This is a genomic window from Pseudomonas sp. AC252 (assembly GCF_979258105.1).
In genome coordinates this window covers 3035996-3050167 of sequence record NZ_OZ409837.1, presented here as the reverse complement: position 1 = coordinate 3050167, position 14172 = coordinate 3035996, and the positions used below count along the sequence as shown (strand labels likewise).

11 protein-coding genes and 1 pseudogene are annotated in these 14172 nt (G+C 60.6%); 4 read left to right on the top strand and 8 right to left on the bottom strand.

The window, feature by feature from the left end; genetic code table 11:
• Positions 1 to 76: 76 nt before the first annotated feature.
• The 8 genes and pseudogenes from pdxJ to lptF all read right to left on the bottom strand — a co-directional run bounded on the left by pdxJ (position 77) and on the right by lptF (position 8480).
• Positions 77 to 820 (bottom strand): pyridoxine 5'-phosphate synthase, encoded by a 744-nt coding sequence (gene pdxJ, locus ACZZZ4_RS13840; protein ID WP_463548038.1) that lies wholly within the window; start codon positions 818 to 820, stop codon positions 77 to 79.
• 39 nt (positions 821 to 859) lie between these two features.
• The gene (gene recO, locus ACZZZ4_RS13835; protein ID WP_463548037.1) at positions 860 to 1549 is read right to left on the bottom strand and encodes a DNA repair protein RecO; all 690 of its coding nucleotides are present in this window, start codon (positions 1547 to 1549) and stop codon (positions 860 to 862) included.
• Positions 1550 to 1717: 168 nt separating this feature from the next.
• Entirely contained in the window at positions 1718 to 2620 is a 903-nt protein-coding gene (era, locus tag ACZZZ4_RS13830; protein WP_016771562.1) for a GTPase Era, read from the bottom strand.
• Positions 2613 to 3301: pseudogene (gene rnc / locus ACZZZ4_RS13825) on the bottom strand (ribonuclease III). The gene era and the pseudogene rnc overlap by 8 nt, the downstream one beginning before the upstream one ends.
• Before the next feature lie 169 nt (positions 3302 to 3470).
• Positions 3471 to 4325, bottom strand: coding sequence for a signal peptidase I (gene lepB / locus ACZZZ4_RS13820; RefSeq protein WP_016771563.1), 855 nt, complete (start codon positions 4323 to 4325; stop codon positions 3471 to 3473).
• A 9-nt stretch (positions 4326 to 4334) separates the two neighbouring features.
• Positions 4335 to 6131: a translation elongation factor 4 gene (lepA, locus tag ACZZZ4_RS13815; protein ID WP_016771564.1), complete on the bottom strand. Its 1797-nt coding sequence runs from the start codon at positions 6129 to 6131 to the stop codon at positions 4335 to 4337.
• A gap of 173 nt (positions 6132 to 6304) precedes the next feature.
• Positions 6305 to 7366, bottom strand: coding sequence for an LPS export ABC transporter permease LptG (lptG, locus tag ACZZZ4_RS13810; protein ID WP_415763571.1), 1062 nt, complete (start codon positions 7364 to 7366; stop codon positions 6305 to 6307).
• On the bottom strand, positions 7359 to 8480 hold the full coding sequence (gene lptF / locus ACZZZ4_RS13805; protein ID WP_101159337.1) for an LPS export ABC transporter permease LptF: 1122 nt from the start codon (positions 8478 to 8480) through the stop codon (positions 7359 to 7361). The genes lptG and lptF overlap by 8 nt, the downstream gene beginning before the upstream one ends.
• A 297-nt stretch (positions 8481 to 8777) precedes the next feature.
• On the opposite strand from lptF, the gene ACZZZ4_RS13800 reads away from it, so the two are divergent.
• From ACZZZ4_RS13800 to ACZZZ4_RS13785, 4 genes are all read left to right on the top strand, one after another.
• The gene (locus ACZZZ4_RS13800) at positions 8778 to 10268 is read left to right on the top strand and encodes a leucyl aminopeptidase (protein ID WP_039759172.1); all 1491 of its coding nucleotides are present in this window, start codon (positions 8778 to 8780) and stop codon (positions 10266 to 10268) included.
• 57 nt (positions 10269 to 10325) lie between these two features.
• Complete coding sequence (locus tag ACZZZ4_RS13795; protein WP_125918303.1) at positions 10326 to 10754, top strand: DNA polymerase III subunit chi; 429 nt, start codon at positions 10326 to 10328, stop codon at positions 10752 to 10754.
• Positions 10755 to 10762: 8 nt separating this feature from the next.
• Positions 10763 to 11164 (top strand): DNA polymerase III subunit chi, encoded by a 402-nt coding sequence (locus tag ACZZZ4_RS13790; protein WP_463548036.1) that lies wholly within the window; start codon positions 10763 to 10765, stop codon positions 11162 to 11164.
• Positions 11165 to 11292: 128 nt separating this feature from the next.
• The gene (locus tag ACZZZ4_RS13785) at positions 11293 to 14139 is read left to right on the top strand and encodes a valine--tRNA ligase (RefSeq protein WP_463548035.1); all 2847 of its coding nucleotides are present in this window, start codon (positions 11293 to 11295) and stop codon (positions 14137 to 14139) included.
• The last annotated feature ends 33 nt before the right edge of the window (positions 14140 to 14172 follow it).

Genomic DNA, 14172 nt, shown 5'->3' with positions numbered 1-14172 from the left:
GTCAGTCGACATCATCTTTGACTGACCCACCGCTTTCGCGAGCAAGCCCGCTCCCACAGTTGTCATGCGCTGGCCTTTAAACCTTGGCCGCCGCGAGAATCAGCGCTTTCATTTCCGATACGGCAGACTTGAAGCCCACGAACAACGCATGCGCCACCAGCGCGTGACCAATGTTCAGTTCGTTGATGCCCTTGATCGCCGCCACTGCTTCAACGTTGTGGTAATGCAGGCCATGCCCGGCATTGACGATCAGACCCTGCGCCAGCCCAAATGCCACGCCATCAGCGACGCGCTTGAGCTCTTCAGCCACTTCAGTCGGGGTTTCGGCATCGGCGTAACGCCCGGTGTGCAGCTCGATGGCCGGCGCGCCGACGCGCTTGGAGGCGGCGATCTGGCGCTCGTCGGCGTCGATGAACAGTGACACTTCGCTGCCGATTTTCGACAAGCGCTCGACCGCAGCCCTGATGCGCTCTTCCTGCCCCGCCACATCCAGTCCACCTTCGGTGGTCAATTCCTGGCGGGTTTCCGGGACCAGACAGATGTGCGCCGGGCGAATGCGCTCGGCGAACGCCATCATTTCTTCGGTGACGCCCATTTCGAAGTTCATGCGCGTTTGCAGCACATCCTTGAGCAGCAGCACGTCGCGCTCCTGGATGTGCCGGCGATCTTCACGCAGGTGCACGGTGATGCCATCGGCGCCCGCCTCTTCTGCGTCCAGCGCCGCCTTGACCGGATCCGGGTAGCGCGTGCCACGGGCCTGACGCAGGGTGGCAACGTGGTCGATGTTCACGCCGAGAAGAATGCGATTGCTGCTGGTCACGGATGCGCTCCTGGATTGAGAGATTCGGCGCACAGCATATCAGGGCTTGCGAAACAGCTCGCGACTGACAAGCGGACGCCCGCCCAAATGCACTGCCAGTGCCTGGCGCATCAGACGCTTGGCCGCCGACAGCGCACCGGGCGCCGACCAGTCGGCTTCGGCCATGGCCAGGAGTTCGGTACCGTTGAACAGGCCCGGCTGCAGCAGATACACCCTTTCGAGACCGGCATCGACTTGCAGGCGATAGAGACCGTCAGGTGCCACAGGCTCACCGTGCATATCGGTGTTCATGGAGAAGCCGTAGCCGAGATCATCCAGCAATCGCCATTCGAAGGAGCGCAACAAAGGCTCCAGCGGGCGACCTTCGGCCAGCGCCAGCAAGGTCGCGGCGTAATGATCAAATACTGCAGGATGCGGATCCTCGGCAGGCAGCAGGCGAATCAACAGTTCGTTGAGATACAGACCACTGAACAGCGCCTCGCCGTTGAGCCAGGCCGAGGTGCCGGAGCTTTCCATGCGCCCGACATTCTTCAACTCACCCTTGCCACGGAACTCGACCTCCAGCGCCACAAACGGCCGCGCCAATGTTCCAGCCTTGCCCCGCGCACTGCGCAACACCGCCCGCAGCCGACCTTGCGGCGTGAGGAAGTCGACCAGCGCGCTGGTTTCGCGATAGGCGCGACTGTGCAGAACGTAGGCCGGTTGCGCGGGAGGTGGTGTTGAGGACATGGAGCTCTCATTGATGAAAACGCGGTTCTATATTCACCCCAAAACCAATGTGGGAGCGAGCTTGCTCGCGAATGCTGGGTGACAGTCAACAAATATGTCGGCTGGCACTACGCCTTCGCGAGCAAGCTCGCTCCCACAGGTTTCTTCGGTGTTGCGCCAACCGCGTTTTTACAGGTCGCCGTAACCCAGCGAACGCAGCGCGCGCTCGTCATCGGACCAGCCGCCCTTCACCTTGACCCACAGGTTGAGCATGATCTTGGAGTCGAACAGCAGCTCCATGTCCTTGCGCGCTTCGGTGCCGATGCGCTTGATGCGCTCGCCCTTGTCGCCAATGATGATTTTCTTCTGGCCGTCACGCTCGACGAGGATCAGCGCGTGGATGTGCAAGGTCTTGCCCTGCTGCTTGAATTCTTCGATCTCGACGGTGATCTGGTACGGCAGCTCGGCACCCATCTGGCGCATGATTTTCTCGCGCACCAGTTCGGCGGCAAGGAAACGGCTGCTGCGGTCGGTGATCTGGTCTTCCGGGAAGAAGTGATCATTCTCCGGCAAGTGATCGGCGATAACTTTTTCCAGCGCTTCGAGGTTATGCCCGTGCTGCGCGGAAATGGGGATGATCTGCGCGTTCGGCAGCTGTTCCTGCAACCAGCTCAGGTGCGGCATCAACTCGGCTTTGTCTTCGATGCGATCGGTCTTGTTCAGCGCGACGATCAGCGGACCGGTCACGTATTGCACACGTTCGAGCACCATCTGGTCTTCGTCGGTCCACTTGGTACGGTCGACGACGAAGATCACCACGTCGACGTCTTTCAACGCCGCCGAAGCGGTCTTGTTCATGTAGCGGTTCAGGGCCTTTTCGCCACCCTTGTGCATGCCCGGGGTGTCGACGTAGATCGCCTGCACGTCGCCCTCGGTCTTGATGCCGAGCATGTTGTGGCGGGTGGTCTGCGGCTTGCGCGAGGTGATCGCGAGCTTCTGGCCGAGGATGTGGTTGAGCAGCGTCGACTTGCCGACGTTGGGACGGCCGACGATGGCAACGTAGCCACAGCGAGTTGCGTTTGTATCAGTCATTGCCATTCTCCACGCCCAGGGCAATCAGTGCTGCGGCGGCCGCTACCTGTTCGGCAATACGACGGCTCACACCCTGACCTCGGCTTTTTCATTCAGTAAGACCACTTCGCATTCGACGAAGAAGGTACGGCAGTGCGGTTCGCCCTGGATATCCACCACTTCGTAGCGTGGCAGTTCGCAACCGCGCGATTGCAGGTGTTCCTGCAAGCGGGTTTTCGGATCCTTGTTGGTGTCGACCAGGGTCAGGCCTTCGAATTCGCCGGCCAGCCACGCCAGCACGCGCTCGCGGGCGACGTCCATGCCGGCATCGAGGTAGATCGCACCGATCAGGGCTTCGAGGGCATCGGCGAGAATCGATTCACGGCGGAAACCACCGCTCTTCAGTTCACCCGAACCCAGACGCAGATAATCACCGAGGTCGAAACCGCGAGCCAGTACGGCCAGCGTCTCACCTTTTACCAGGCGTGCGCGCAAACGCGACAACTGGCCTTCGCGGGCCAACGGGAAGCGATCGAACAGCGCCTCGCCAGCAACGAAGTTGAGGATGGCATCACCGAGGAATTCCAGACGCTCGTTGTTGCGCCCGGCAAAACTGCGGTGCGTGAGGGCCAGCAGCATCAGCTCCTGGTCCTTGAAGGTGTAACCGAGCTGGCGCTCGAGACGGCTTAGAGAAACGCTCACGGTTTACCCACGCTGAGTTCGTGGCTGGTTTCCACTGCCATCGCCGGGGTACGGCGCAGGCCTGGGACAATTAACGCTGTGTTCAAAAAATAAATCCTGGCGATTGCGAAGCCGATTGTGCCGGCTCCAGAAATGCATTCGGCGCTGTGGTCAACAGCGCCGTGTTTGATTACTTGATCAGGCCGACCCGCGAGAAATTCGGCAGGTGGCTGAGTTTCGGCTCCGGCCAGCTCATCCAGACCGCGAAGGCCTTGCCGACAATATTCTTGTCGGGAACCATGCCCAGCAGGTCCTTGGGAATGTTCGGATCATCCCAGTAGCGGCTGTCGTTCGAGTTGTCGCGGTTGTCGCCCATCATGAAGTAGTGCCCGGCAGGCACTGTCCACGAACGATCCGGGGTCGCGCGGTAGCGGCTCATTTCCTTGCGGATCAGGTGCTCGGCTGCGCCGAGTTTTTCCTGATAGAGCTCCGCGCTGCCCAGCGAACCCGCTTCGGCACCGACCATCTTCTCGGCAATCGATTCGCCGTTGACGAACAGACGCTTGTCGGCGGTGTAACGCACCGTGTCACCCGGCAGGCCGACCACACGCTTGATGTAGTTGACGTTCGGGTCGCTCGGGTAGCGGAACACCATGACATCGCCGCGCTGCGGGTCACCGACTTCGATGATCTTCTTGTCGATCACCGGCAGACGGATGCCGTAGGAAAACTTGTTCACCAGAATGAAGTCGCCGACGTCCAGGGTCGGTTTCATCGAGCCGGACGGAATCTGGAACGGCTCCACCAGGAACGAACGCAGCACCAGCACGATGAACAGCACCGGAAAGAACGACTTGCCGTATTCGACCAGCAGCGGCTCTTTGTTCAGTTTCTCGACCACCACAGGCTCGGGCTGGCTGACACTGCCTTGGTAAGAGGCAATGGCAGCCCGCCGACGCGGCGCCAGGAACAGCAGATCGAGCAACGCCAACAGGCCGCAGACGAACACGGCGATGACCAGCAACAGCGGGAAATTTAGCGACATAGGACCTGATTATTCCAACCTGAGCACGGCGAGGAAGGCTTCCTGTGGAATTTCCACGTTGCCGACCTGTTTCATGCGTTTCTTACCGGCCTTCTGCTTCTCGAGCAGTTTCTTCTTACGACTGACGTCACCGCCGTAGCATTTGGCCAATACGTTCTTTCTGAGCGCCTTGACGGTTGTCCGGGCCACGATCTGACCACCAATGGCGGCCTGAATCGCCACGTCGAACATCTGACGAGGAATCAGTTCTTTCATCTTCTCGGTCAACTGACGACCTTTGAAGTGCGAATTGTCACGGTGCACGATCAATGCCAGGGCATCGACCTTGTCGCCGTTGATCAGCACGTCCAGTTTCACCAGATTAGCCGATTGGTAACGATCGAAATGGTAGTCCAGCGAAGCATAGCCGCGGCTGGTGGATTTGAGACGGTCGAAGAAGTCCAGGACCACTTCGTTCATCGGCAGGTCGTAGGTGACTTGCACCTGATTGCCGAGGAACAGCATGTCGACCTGTACGCCGCGCTTCTCGATGCACAGGGTGATGACGTTGCCCAGGTGTTCCTGCGGTACGAGGATATTGGCGCGCACGATTGGCTCGCGCATGTCCTCGATCGCCGACACGTCCGGAAGCTTCGACGGGTTGTCGACATAAATCGTTTCACCGGTTTTCAGCACCAGCTCGAAAATTACCGTCGGCGCGGTGGTGATCAGGTCCAGGTCGTACTCGCGCTCGAGGCGCTCCTGGATGATTTCCATGTGCAGCATGCCGAGGAAGCCGCAACGGAAGCCGAAGCCCAGGGCGTCCGAGCTTTCCGGGGTGTACTGCAGCGACGAGTCGTTCAGGGTCAGCTTCTGCAGCGCTTCGCGGAAATCCTCGAAGTCGTCGGAGCTGACCGGGAACAGACCGGCGTAAACCTGTGGCTGAATGCGTTTGAAGCCCGGCAGCACCGGAACGTCTGGCGTGGAGCTCAGGGTCAGGGTGTCACCGACCGGTGCGCCGTGAATGTCCTTGATGCTGGCGATGATGAAGCCCACTTCGCCGGCCTTCAGATCAACAGTGGCGGTGTGTTTCGGGTTGAACACGCCGACGCTGTCGACCAGGTGCACCTTGCCGGTGGACTTGACCAGAATCTTGTCGCCCTTCTTCACACGGCCGTGGCGCACGCGTACCAGGGAAACAACGCCCAGGTAGTTGTCGAACCAGGAGTCGATGATCAACGCTTGCAGCGGATCTTCGATGTTGCCGGTCGGCGCAGGGATGGTGTGTACCAGACGCTCGAGCACTTCGTCGACACCCAGGCCGGTCTTGGCGCTGCAGGTGACGGCGTCGGTAGCGTCGATGCCGATGATCTTCTCGATCTCGTCCTTGACGCGATCCGGCTCGGCCTGAGGCAGGTCGATCTTGTTCAGCACCGGCATGACCTCCAGGCCCTGCTCGATGGCGGTGTAGCAGTTGGCCACGGACTGGGCTTCTACGCCCTGCCCCGCATCGACCACCAGCAACGCACCTTCGCACGCGGCCAGGGAACGGCTGACTTCGTAGGTGAAGTCAACGTGGCCCGGGGTGTCAATGAAGTTCAGCTGGTAGGTGATGCCATCTTTGGCTTTGTAATAGAGGGTAACGCTATGGGCCTTGATGGTGATCCCGCGTTCACGCTCAAGATCCATGGAATCCAGTACCTGGGCTTCCATTTCACGCTCGGCCAGGCCGCCGCACATCTGGATGAAACGGTCAGCCAGCGTCGACTTGCCATGGTCAATGTGGGCGATGATGGAGAAATTGCGGATATGACTCAAATCACTCACGGATCAACACTCAAAAAGGCTGCAGGCTTGGCCCGCCGAAAAATAGCCGGGAATTGTACCTGATACACGGCGCAAGCGTCACGTTCGCCTGTCACCCGGATCGCATGCAAAAACGCCCCGGTCTGGCGACCGAGGCGTTTTCAGGGTTCAAGCGCTGAATGAAAGCTTGTTCATCAGCCCGCTCGCCTGAGCAGCCAGACACCCGCCAGCGCGCACACGCCGGCCGGCACCAGCACCGCAAACAGCGGCGAGAAACCGAACACCAGACTCGATGGCCCCAGCAGATCCTGGACGATGCGGAAGGTGAAGCCCACCAGCACGCCGGTGAAAACACGCTGACCGAGGGTCACCGAACGCAGTGGACCGAAGATGAACGAGATCGCCATCAGCACCAGCGCGGCAGTCACCAGCGGCTGCAACACCTTGACCCAAAATGCCAGCCAGTAACGGCCGTTGCTCAGGCCCTGCTCGGCCAGATAGTGGATGTAGCCCCACAGGCCGCTAATCGACAGCGATTCCGGCGCCATGACTACGGTGCTGAGCAGTTGCGGGCTCAACGCCACATCCCACTCCTCGCTCGGGGTATTGAGGACTTCAGTACTGCGCTCCTTGAACAGCGTGGTGGCAACGTCGGTAAGCTGCCACTTGGTGCCGTCAAACTCAGCCTTTTTGGCGAAGCTGGAGCTGAGCAGATGGCGCTCCTTGTCGAAGTGATAACGCGTCACGCCGTACAACAGACCGTTCGGTTGAACCGCGTTGATGTGGATGAATTCTTCACCCTGACGGTGCCACATACCGTGCTTGGCGCTTTGTGCGTCGCCACTGCCTTGGGCCAGCGAGCGATTGGCCTGGGCCATGCTTTCAGTGGCCGGGGCAACGTATTCGCCGATAAGCACGCCAGCGAGCATCAGCACCAGCATTGGCTTCATTACAGCCCAGACGATACGGCCGATCGACACGCCAGCAGCACGCATGACTGTCAGCTCACTGCTGCTGGCCAGACTGCCGAGACCGATCAGGCAGCCGATCAATGCCGCCATCGGCAGCATTTCATACAGACGGCGCGGTGCGGTCAGCAGTACGAAACCGAGGACATCGACCAGGGTGTAGGTGTCGCTGACGTCGCCCATTTCATCGATGAAGGCGAAAAGCGTTGCCAGGCCGAGGATGATCGCCAGCACGGCGATGATTGCCATGAATACGCTGCTGCCGATGTAGCGGTCGAGTTTAACCACGAGCCACCTCCAGCGCGGCGCTGCGACGGCTGGCCAGTTTCAAGCGCATCGGCTCCCAATACAGCAGGCCGAGGCCGATGACCAGGAAGATCGCGTGCACCCACCACAGGCCGAGGGCTGGCGGGATCTTGCCTTTTTCGAGGGCGCCGCGAGCGGCAATCAGGATGGTCAGGTAAGCCATATAAAGAAGAATCGCCGGCAGCAGCTTGAGGAAACGCCCCTGACGCGGATTCACCCGCGACAGCGGCACCGCCATCAGGGTCACGATGAACACCAGCAATGGCAGGGACATACGCCATTGCAGCTCGGTTTTCGAACGGATGTCATCACTGCCCCACAGGGACGAGGTCGGCATCGCGTCACGATCGGTGACTTCTTCGCTGACGTCCGGCTTGGGCAACAGCACGCCATATGTTTCGTAATGGATGGCACGGTAGTCGGCCTGCCCCGGGCTGCCGTCATAGCGATAGCCGTTGTCGAGGATCAGGTAGCGATTGCCATCGGGGCGGATTTCCTGACGACCCGACTCGGCCACCAGCACGGAAATCCCGCGGTCCTTCTTATCGGCACCAAGGTTCTTCTGCGAGATGAACACGCTGCCGAGATTGACGCGGTCGTCGCTCAGGGTTTCGGTGTAGGTCACCCGAGTACCGTCACGCAATGCCTGGAAGCGGCCCGGTTCGAGGGTATCGAACTCGGTCAGCGCGTCCTGCTTGTTCAACAGCAACTGAAACTGGTTGGCGCCCTGCGGAGCCAGGCCAAGGCTCAGCCACGCCACCACCAGTGCCACCAGCGTCGCCGGAAACAGGGTCATGCGAAACAGCTTCTGCTGGCTCATGCCGGTGGCCGAAAGCACGGTCATTTCGCTTTCTAGGTACAGGCGACCGTAGGCCAGCAGGATCCCGAGGAACAGACCCAGCGGCAGAATCAGTTGCAGGAAACCCGGCAGACGAAAGCCCATGATCAGGAACAGCGAGCCCGGATCGAGCTGACCGGCCGCAGCCTGCGCCAGGTATTTGATGAAGCGACCGCTCATGATGATGACCAGCAGCACGGCACTTACGGCGCTGAGGGTCAACAGGACTTCGCGGGACAGATAACGGAAGACGATCAAACCAGACACTCCAGGGTTGTCAGGCTAAGGCGGCCAAACAAGCAAACACATCGACCGGCCCGCCATGCAGAGCGGTCGAAAAAAGATGCGGCATTATCCTGTGATTGGGGGCGCCTGTCACTGCGCACACTCATCCATCTCTGTAATCCTTTGCTCGAGGGTTGTCAGGCGCGGGGAGCGAGGTTCAAACTGCGGCCCTTGTCGCAGGCTTCGGCCTGCGCCTCTTCTCTTTATAAGCAGGCGATTGCGGACAACGTCGAACGCCTGCGTGTTGACCATTCATTCAGGGATCCGGACATGGAACTGGTTGTAAAAAGCGTTAGCCCAGAAACGTTGAAAACCGCCACCCTGGTGGTTGCCGTCGGCGAAGGCCGCAAACTCGGTGTCGCCGCCAGACTGGTCGACGAGTCGAGCGGCGGCGCGATCAGCGCCGTGCTCAAGCGTGGCGACCTGGCCGGCAAGGTCGGTCAAAGCCTGCTGCTGCACAGCCTGCCGAACCTGAAAGCCGAGCGCGTTTTGCTGGTCGGCGTGGGCAAGGACGAGGAACTGGGCGACCGTCCGTTCCGCAAAATCGTTGCCGGCATCCTCAACACCCTCAAAGGTCTGGGCGGCGGTGATGCCGTGCTGGCGCTGGACGAAGTCATCGTCAAAGGTCGCGACAGCTACGGCAAGACTCGCCTGCTGGCAGAAACCCTGGTCGACGGCGGCTACACCTTTGACCAGTTCAAGAGCCAGAAAGCCGAACCGCGCGCTCTGAAGAAAATCACCCTGCTGACCATCAAGGCTGCGCAAGCCGAAGTTCAGCGTGCCGTGAATCACGCCACTGCTATCGCTAACGGCATGGCCTTCACCCGCGATCTGGGCAACCTGCCGCCGAACATCTGCCACCCGACCTTCATGGGCGAACAGGCGAAGAACCTGGGCAAAGAGTTCAAGGATCTGAAAGTCGAAGTACTCGACGAGAAGAAGATCAAATCCCTCGGCATGGGCTCGTTCTACGCCGTGGGCCAGGGCAGCGCCCAGCCACCGCGCCTGATCGTCATGCAATACAACGGCGGCAAGAAATCCGAGAAGCCATACGCGCTGGTCGGCAAGGGCATTACTTTCGACACCGGCGGCATCAGCCTGAAGCCGGGGGCCGGCATGGACGAAATGAAGTACGACATGGGCGGCGCTGCCTCCGTATTCGGAACCTTGCGCGCCGTGCTCGAGCTGAAACTGCCGATCAATCTGGTGTGCATCCTCGCCTGCGCCGAGAACATGCCGAGCGGCAACGCTTCGCGTCCCGGCGACATCGTCACCACCATGAGCGGCCAGACCGTGGAAATCCTCAACACCGACGCCGAAGGCCGTCTGGTGCTGTGCGATGCACTGACCTACGCCGAGCGCTTCAAGCCACAAGCGGTGATCGACATCGCCACCCTGACCGGCGCTTGCGTAGTGGCCCTGGGCGCACACACGTCCGGCCTGCTGGGCAACAACGACGAACTGATCGACCAGTTGCTCAGCGCCGGCAAGGCTGCCGACGACCGCGCCTGGCAACTGCCGCTGTTCGATGAGTATCAAGAGCAGCTGGACAGCCCGTTCGCCGACATCGCCAACATTGGCGGGCCGAAGGCCGGCACCATCACTGCCGCCTGCTTCCTGTCGCGCTTCACCAAGAACCTCAACTGGGCGCACCTGGACATCGCCGGCACGGCATGGACCAGCGGCGGCAAGGACAAAGGCGCCACTGGCCGTCCGGTTCCACTGCTGACCCAGTACCTGCTGGATCGCGCCAAGGCCTGAAACCGCTGAAAGGTGGCGTCACTCTCGGGTGACGCCACTTGCCGCTCTGGAACCGCAATGACCAAAGTCGACTTCTATATCCTGCCCAGCGCCGATCCTTCAGCGCGTCTGGATTTTGCTTGCAAACTCACCGAGAAAGCCTGGCGCATGGGCCACCGCATCTACCTGCATTGCAGCGATGCGGCCCAGCGCGACGATCTCGATGCGCGTCTGTGGGCATTCAAGGGTGAAAGCTTCGTGCCCCACGGCCCGGCCGACAGCGAACCGGACGGTTTGATCGTGCTGGGGCTGGGCGAAGACTGCGGTGAACATCAGGACCTGCTGGTCAATCTCGACCTGAAAGTCCCGGCCTTCGCCAGCAAATTCGCCCGCGTGGCGGAAGTGGTGGTGGAAGATCCGACCATCCGCGCGGCGGCGCGGGAGAGTTTCCGTTTCTACCGCGAACAGGGCTATTCTCTGCAAGACCACCGTTTACAGCGACTCTGAGCATTCCAATGGACACTCCGAAACCGCAACAGAAGTCCGCTCACCTGCTAGACGATCTCGAATCGATCCGTCAGTTGCTCGGCGATGACAACCTGCAACCACCGCTGTTGACCGATACGGTCGATGACAGCGAACAGGAACAGATTCCGATGCTGTTCGATTCCGTCAGCAATGAGCCGGCGGCGGTCGAACAAGAACCAACGCCGGCCCCGGCTGCCCAGGTTGCCGCCCCGGTCGATAAAGGCCCGGACGCCCTCCTCCACCTGGACCGCGAACTGCGCGCCGCTGCGCAACTGATCATGCAAGACGTGATCGACGACTTCGCCCCGCACATCGAAACCGAAATCAAACGCCGCCTCGATGCGCGGATGGAGCGGCTGCTCGCCGCAGCTGCAAGCGGCAAGCTTTAAGCTGCAAGCCAAAGCCAAAGCAAATCCGCCGCGCTCCTCTTGAAGCTTGCAGCTTGTGGCTTGTGGCTGTCCCCACGGCTATACTTCCCGGCTTTTCCTGAATAAATGCCAATAGGGTCCCGCCGCGCATGGATAAGACCTACCAGCCGCACGCCATTGAAACTTCCTGGTACAAGACCTGGGAGTCCGAGAACTACTTCGCCCCGCAAGGCGCGGGCGAGTCCTACACCATCATGATCCCGCCGCCGAACGTCACCGGCAGCCTGCACATGGGTCACGGCTTCAACAACGCAATCATGGACGCACTGATCCGTTTCCGCCGCATGCAGGGTCGCGACACCCTGTGGCAGCCGGGCACCGACCACGCCGGTATCGCCACGCAGATGCTGGTGGAGCGCCAACTCGAAGCCCAGGGCCAGAATCGTCACGATCTGGGCCGGGAAAAATTCCTTGAGAAAGTCTGGGAATGGAAAGATCAGTCCGGTGGCAACATCAGCCGGCAGATCCGCCGCCTCGGCTCGTCCGTCGACTGGAGCCGCGAGCGCTTCACCATGGACGACGGTCTCTCGGAAGCGGTCAAGGAAGCCTTCGTGCGTCTGCATGAAGACGGCCTGATCTATCGCGGCAAGCGTCTGGTCAACTGGGACACCAAACTGCACACGGCGATTTCCGACCTCGAAGTGGAAAACCACGACGAAAAGGGCTTCCTGTGGAATCTGAAGTACCCGCTGGCCGACGGCGCGAAAACTGCCGAAGGCAATGACTTCCTCGTCGTCGCCACCACCCGTCCGGAAACCATGCTCGGCGACTCCGCCGTCGCGGTTAACCCGAATGACGAGCGTTACAAAGCGCTGATCGGCAAATTTGTCGAGCTGCCACTGGTTGGCCGCCGTATCCCGATCATCGGCGACGATTACTGCGACCCTGAATTCGGCACCGGCTGCGTGAAAATCACCCCGGCTCACGATTTCAACGACTACGAAGTCGGCAAGCGCCACAACCTGCCGCTGCTGAATATCTTCGACAAGAACGCCTACGTGCTGCCGGCCGCCCAGGCGTTCAACCTCGACGGCACGCTGAACGAGAGTATCGACGGCAAGATCCCTGCCGAGTTCGCTGGCCTGGAGCGTTTCGAAGCGCGCAAGCAGATCGTCGCCGCGTTCGACGCCGCCGGGCTGCTGGTGAGCGTCAACGATCACAACCAGAAAACGCCGAAAGGCGACCGCTCCGGCACGGTCATCGAGCCATGGCTGACCGACCAGTGGTATGTGTCGACCAAGCCTCTGGCTGAGCCGGCGATTGCTGCCGTCGAAGACGGTCGCATTCAGTTCGTGCCCAAGCAGTACGAAAACATGTACTTCTCGTGGATGCGCGACATCCAGGACTGGTGCATCAGCCGTCAGCTGTGGTGGGGCCACCGCATTCCGGCCTGGTACGACGAGTCGGGCAAGGTCTACGTCGGTCGCGACGAAGCCGAAGTGCGGGCCAAGCACAACCTCGGCGCGGACGTTGCACTGCAACAGGACAACGACGTACTCGACACCTGGTTCAGTTCCGGCCTGTGGACATTCTCCACGCTGGGCTGGCCTGAGCAGACCGAGTTCCTGAAGAAATTCCACTCCACCGACGTGCTGGTCACCGGTTTCGACATCATTTTCTTCTGGGTTGCCCGGATGATCATGATGACCATGCACCTGATGAAGAACGAAGACGGCACGCCGCAGGTTCCGTTCAAGACTGTGTACGTACACGGTCTGGTACGCGACGGCCAGGGCCAGAAGATGTCCAAGTCCAAGGGCAACGTCCTTGACCCGCTGGACATCATCGACGGCATCGACCTGGAAACCCTGGTGCAGAAGCGCACCTCGGGCCTGATGCAACCGAAACTGGCGAAGAAGATCGAGAAAGCCACCCGCGAAGAATTCGCCAATGGCATCGAAAGCTACGGCACCGACGCCCTGCGCTTTACCTTCTGCTCGCTGGCCTCGACCGGTCGCGACATCAAGTTCGACATGGGTCGCGTCGAAGGCTATCGCAACTTCTGCAACAAGATCTGGAACGCCGCGCGTTACGTTCTGGACAAGGGCGAAGATTGCGGCCAGAACGGCGAAGCTTACGAGCTGTCGCTGGCCGATCGCTGGATCATCTCGCAGCTGCAACGCACCGAAGCCGAAGTGACCCGTCAACTGGATCAATTCCGTTTCGACCTCGCCGCGCAAGCGTTGTACGAGTTCATCTGGAACCAGTACTGCGACTGGTATCTGGAATTGTCCAAGCCAGTGCTGTGGGACGAGAACGCGCCCGTAGAACGTCAGCGTGGCACTCGCCGTACACTGGTGCGCGTACTGGAAGTGGCGCTGCGACTGGCGCATCCGTTCATGCCGTTCATCACTGAAGAAATCTGGCAGCGCATTGCGCCGCTGGCCGGCATTCAGGGCAAGACGATCATGCTGCAGCCTTGGCCGGTGGCCAATGAAGAGCGCATCGATCCGGCGGCGGAAAACGACATCGAATGGCTCAAGGAACTGATGCTCGGCACGCGCAACATTCGTGGCGAGATGAACATCGGCCCGGGCAAGCCACTGCCGATCTTCCTGAAGAACGTCAGCGCTGACGACCAGCGCCGGCTGACCGAGAACGAAGCGCTGCTGAAGAAGCTGGCGCGTCTGGAATCGATCACCGTACTCGGCCCCGGCGAAGAAGCACCGCTGTCCGCCACCGCACTGGTTGGCGAGATGGAAGTGCTGGTGCCGATGGCCGGTCTGATCGACAAAGGCGCCGAACTGGCACGTCTGGACAAGGAAATCCTGCGTCTGCAGGGCGAAGTCCAGCGGGTTGGCGGCAAGCTGGCCAACGCCGGGTTCGTCGACAAGGCCCCGGCCGAAGTCATCGACAAGGAACGCGCCAAACTGGCCGAGGCCGAACAGGCCCTGGGCAAGCTGGCCGAGCAGCATGCGAGGATTGCCAGCCTTTAACGGCAGATCGCATTGAAAGAGGGAGGCCGCAAT

Excerpts from the sequence above, each read along its gene's own strand:
- recO (WP_463548037.1), bottom strand. The coding sequence starts at position 1,549 with ATGTCCTCAACACCACCTCCCGCGCAACCGGCCTACGTTCTGCACAGT.
- era (WP_016771562.1), bottom strand. The coding sequence starts at position 2,620 with ATGACTGATACAAACGCAACTCGCTGTGGCTACGTTGCCATCGTCGGC.
- lepB (WP_016771563.1), bottom strand. The coding sequence starts at position 4,325 with ATGTCGCTAAATTTCCCGCTGTTGCTGGTCATCGCCGTGTTCGTCTGC.
- ACZZZ4_RS13800 (WP_039759172.1), top strand. The coding sequence starts at position 8,778 with ATGGAACTGGTTGTAAAAAGCGTTAGCCCAGAAACGTTGAAAACCGCC.
- ACZZZ4_RS13795 (WP_125918303.1), top strand. The coding sequence starts at position 10,326 with ATGACCAAAGTCGACTTCTATATCCTGCCCAGCGCCGATCCTTCAGCG.
- ACZZZ4_RS13790 (WP_463548036.1), top strand. The coding sequence starts at position 10,763 with ATGGACACTCCGAAACCGCAACAGAAGTCCGCTCACCTGCTAGACGAT.
- ACZZZ4_RS13785 (WP_463548035.1), top strand. The coding sequence starts at position 11,293 with ATGGATAAGACCTACCAGCCGCACGCCATTGAAACTTCCTGGTACAAG.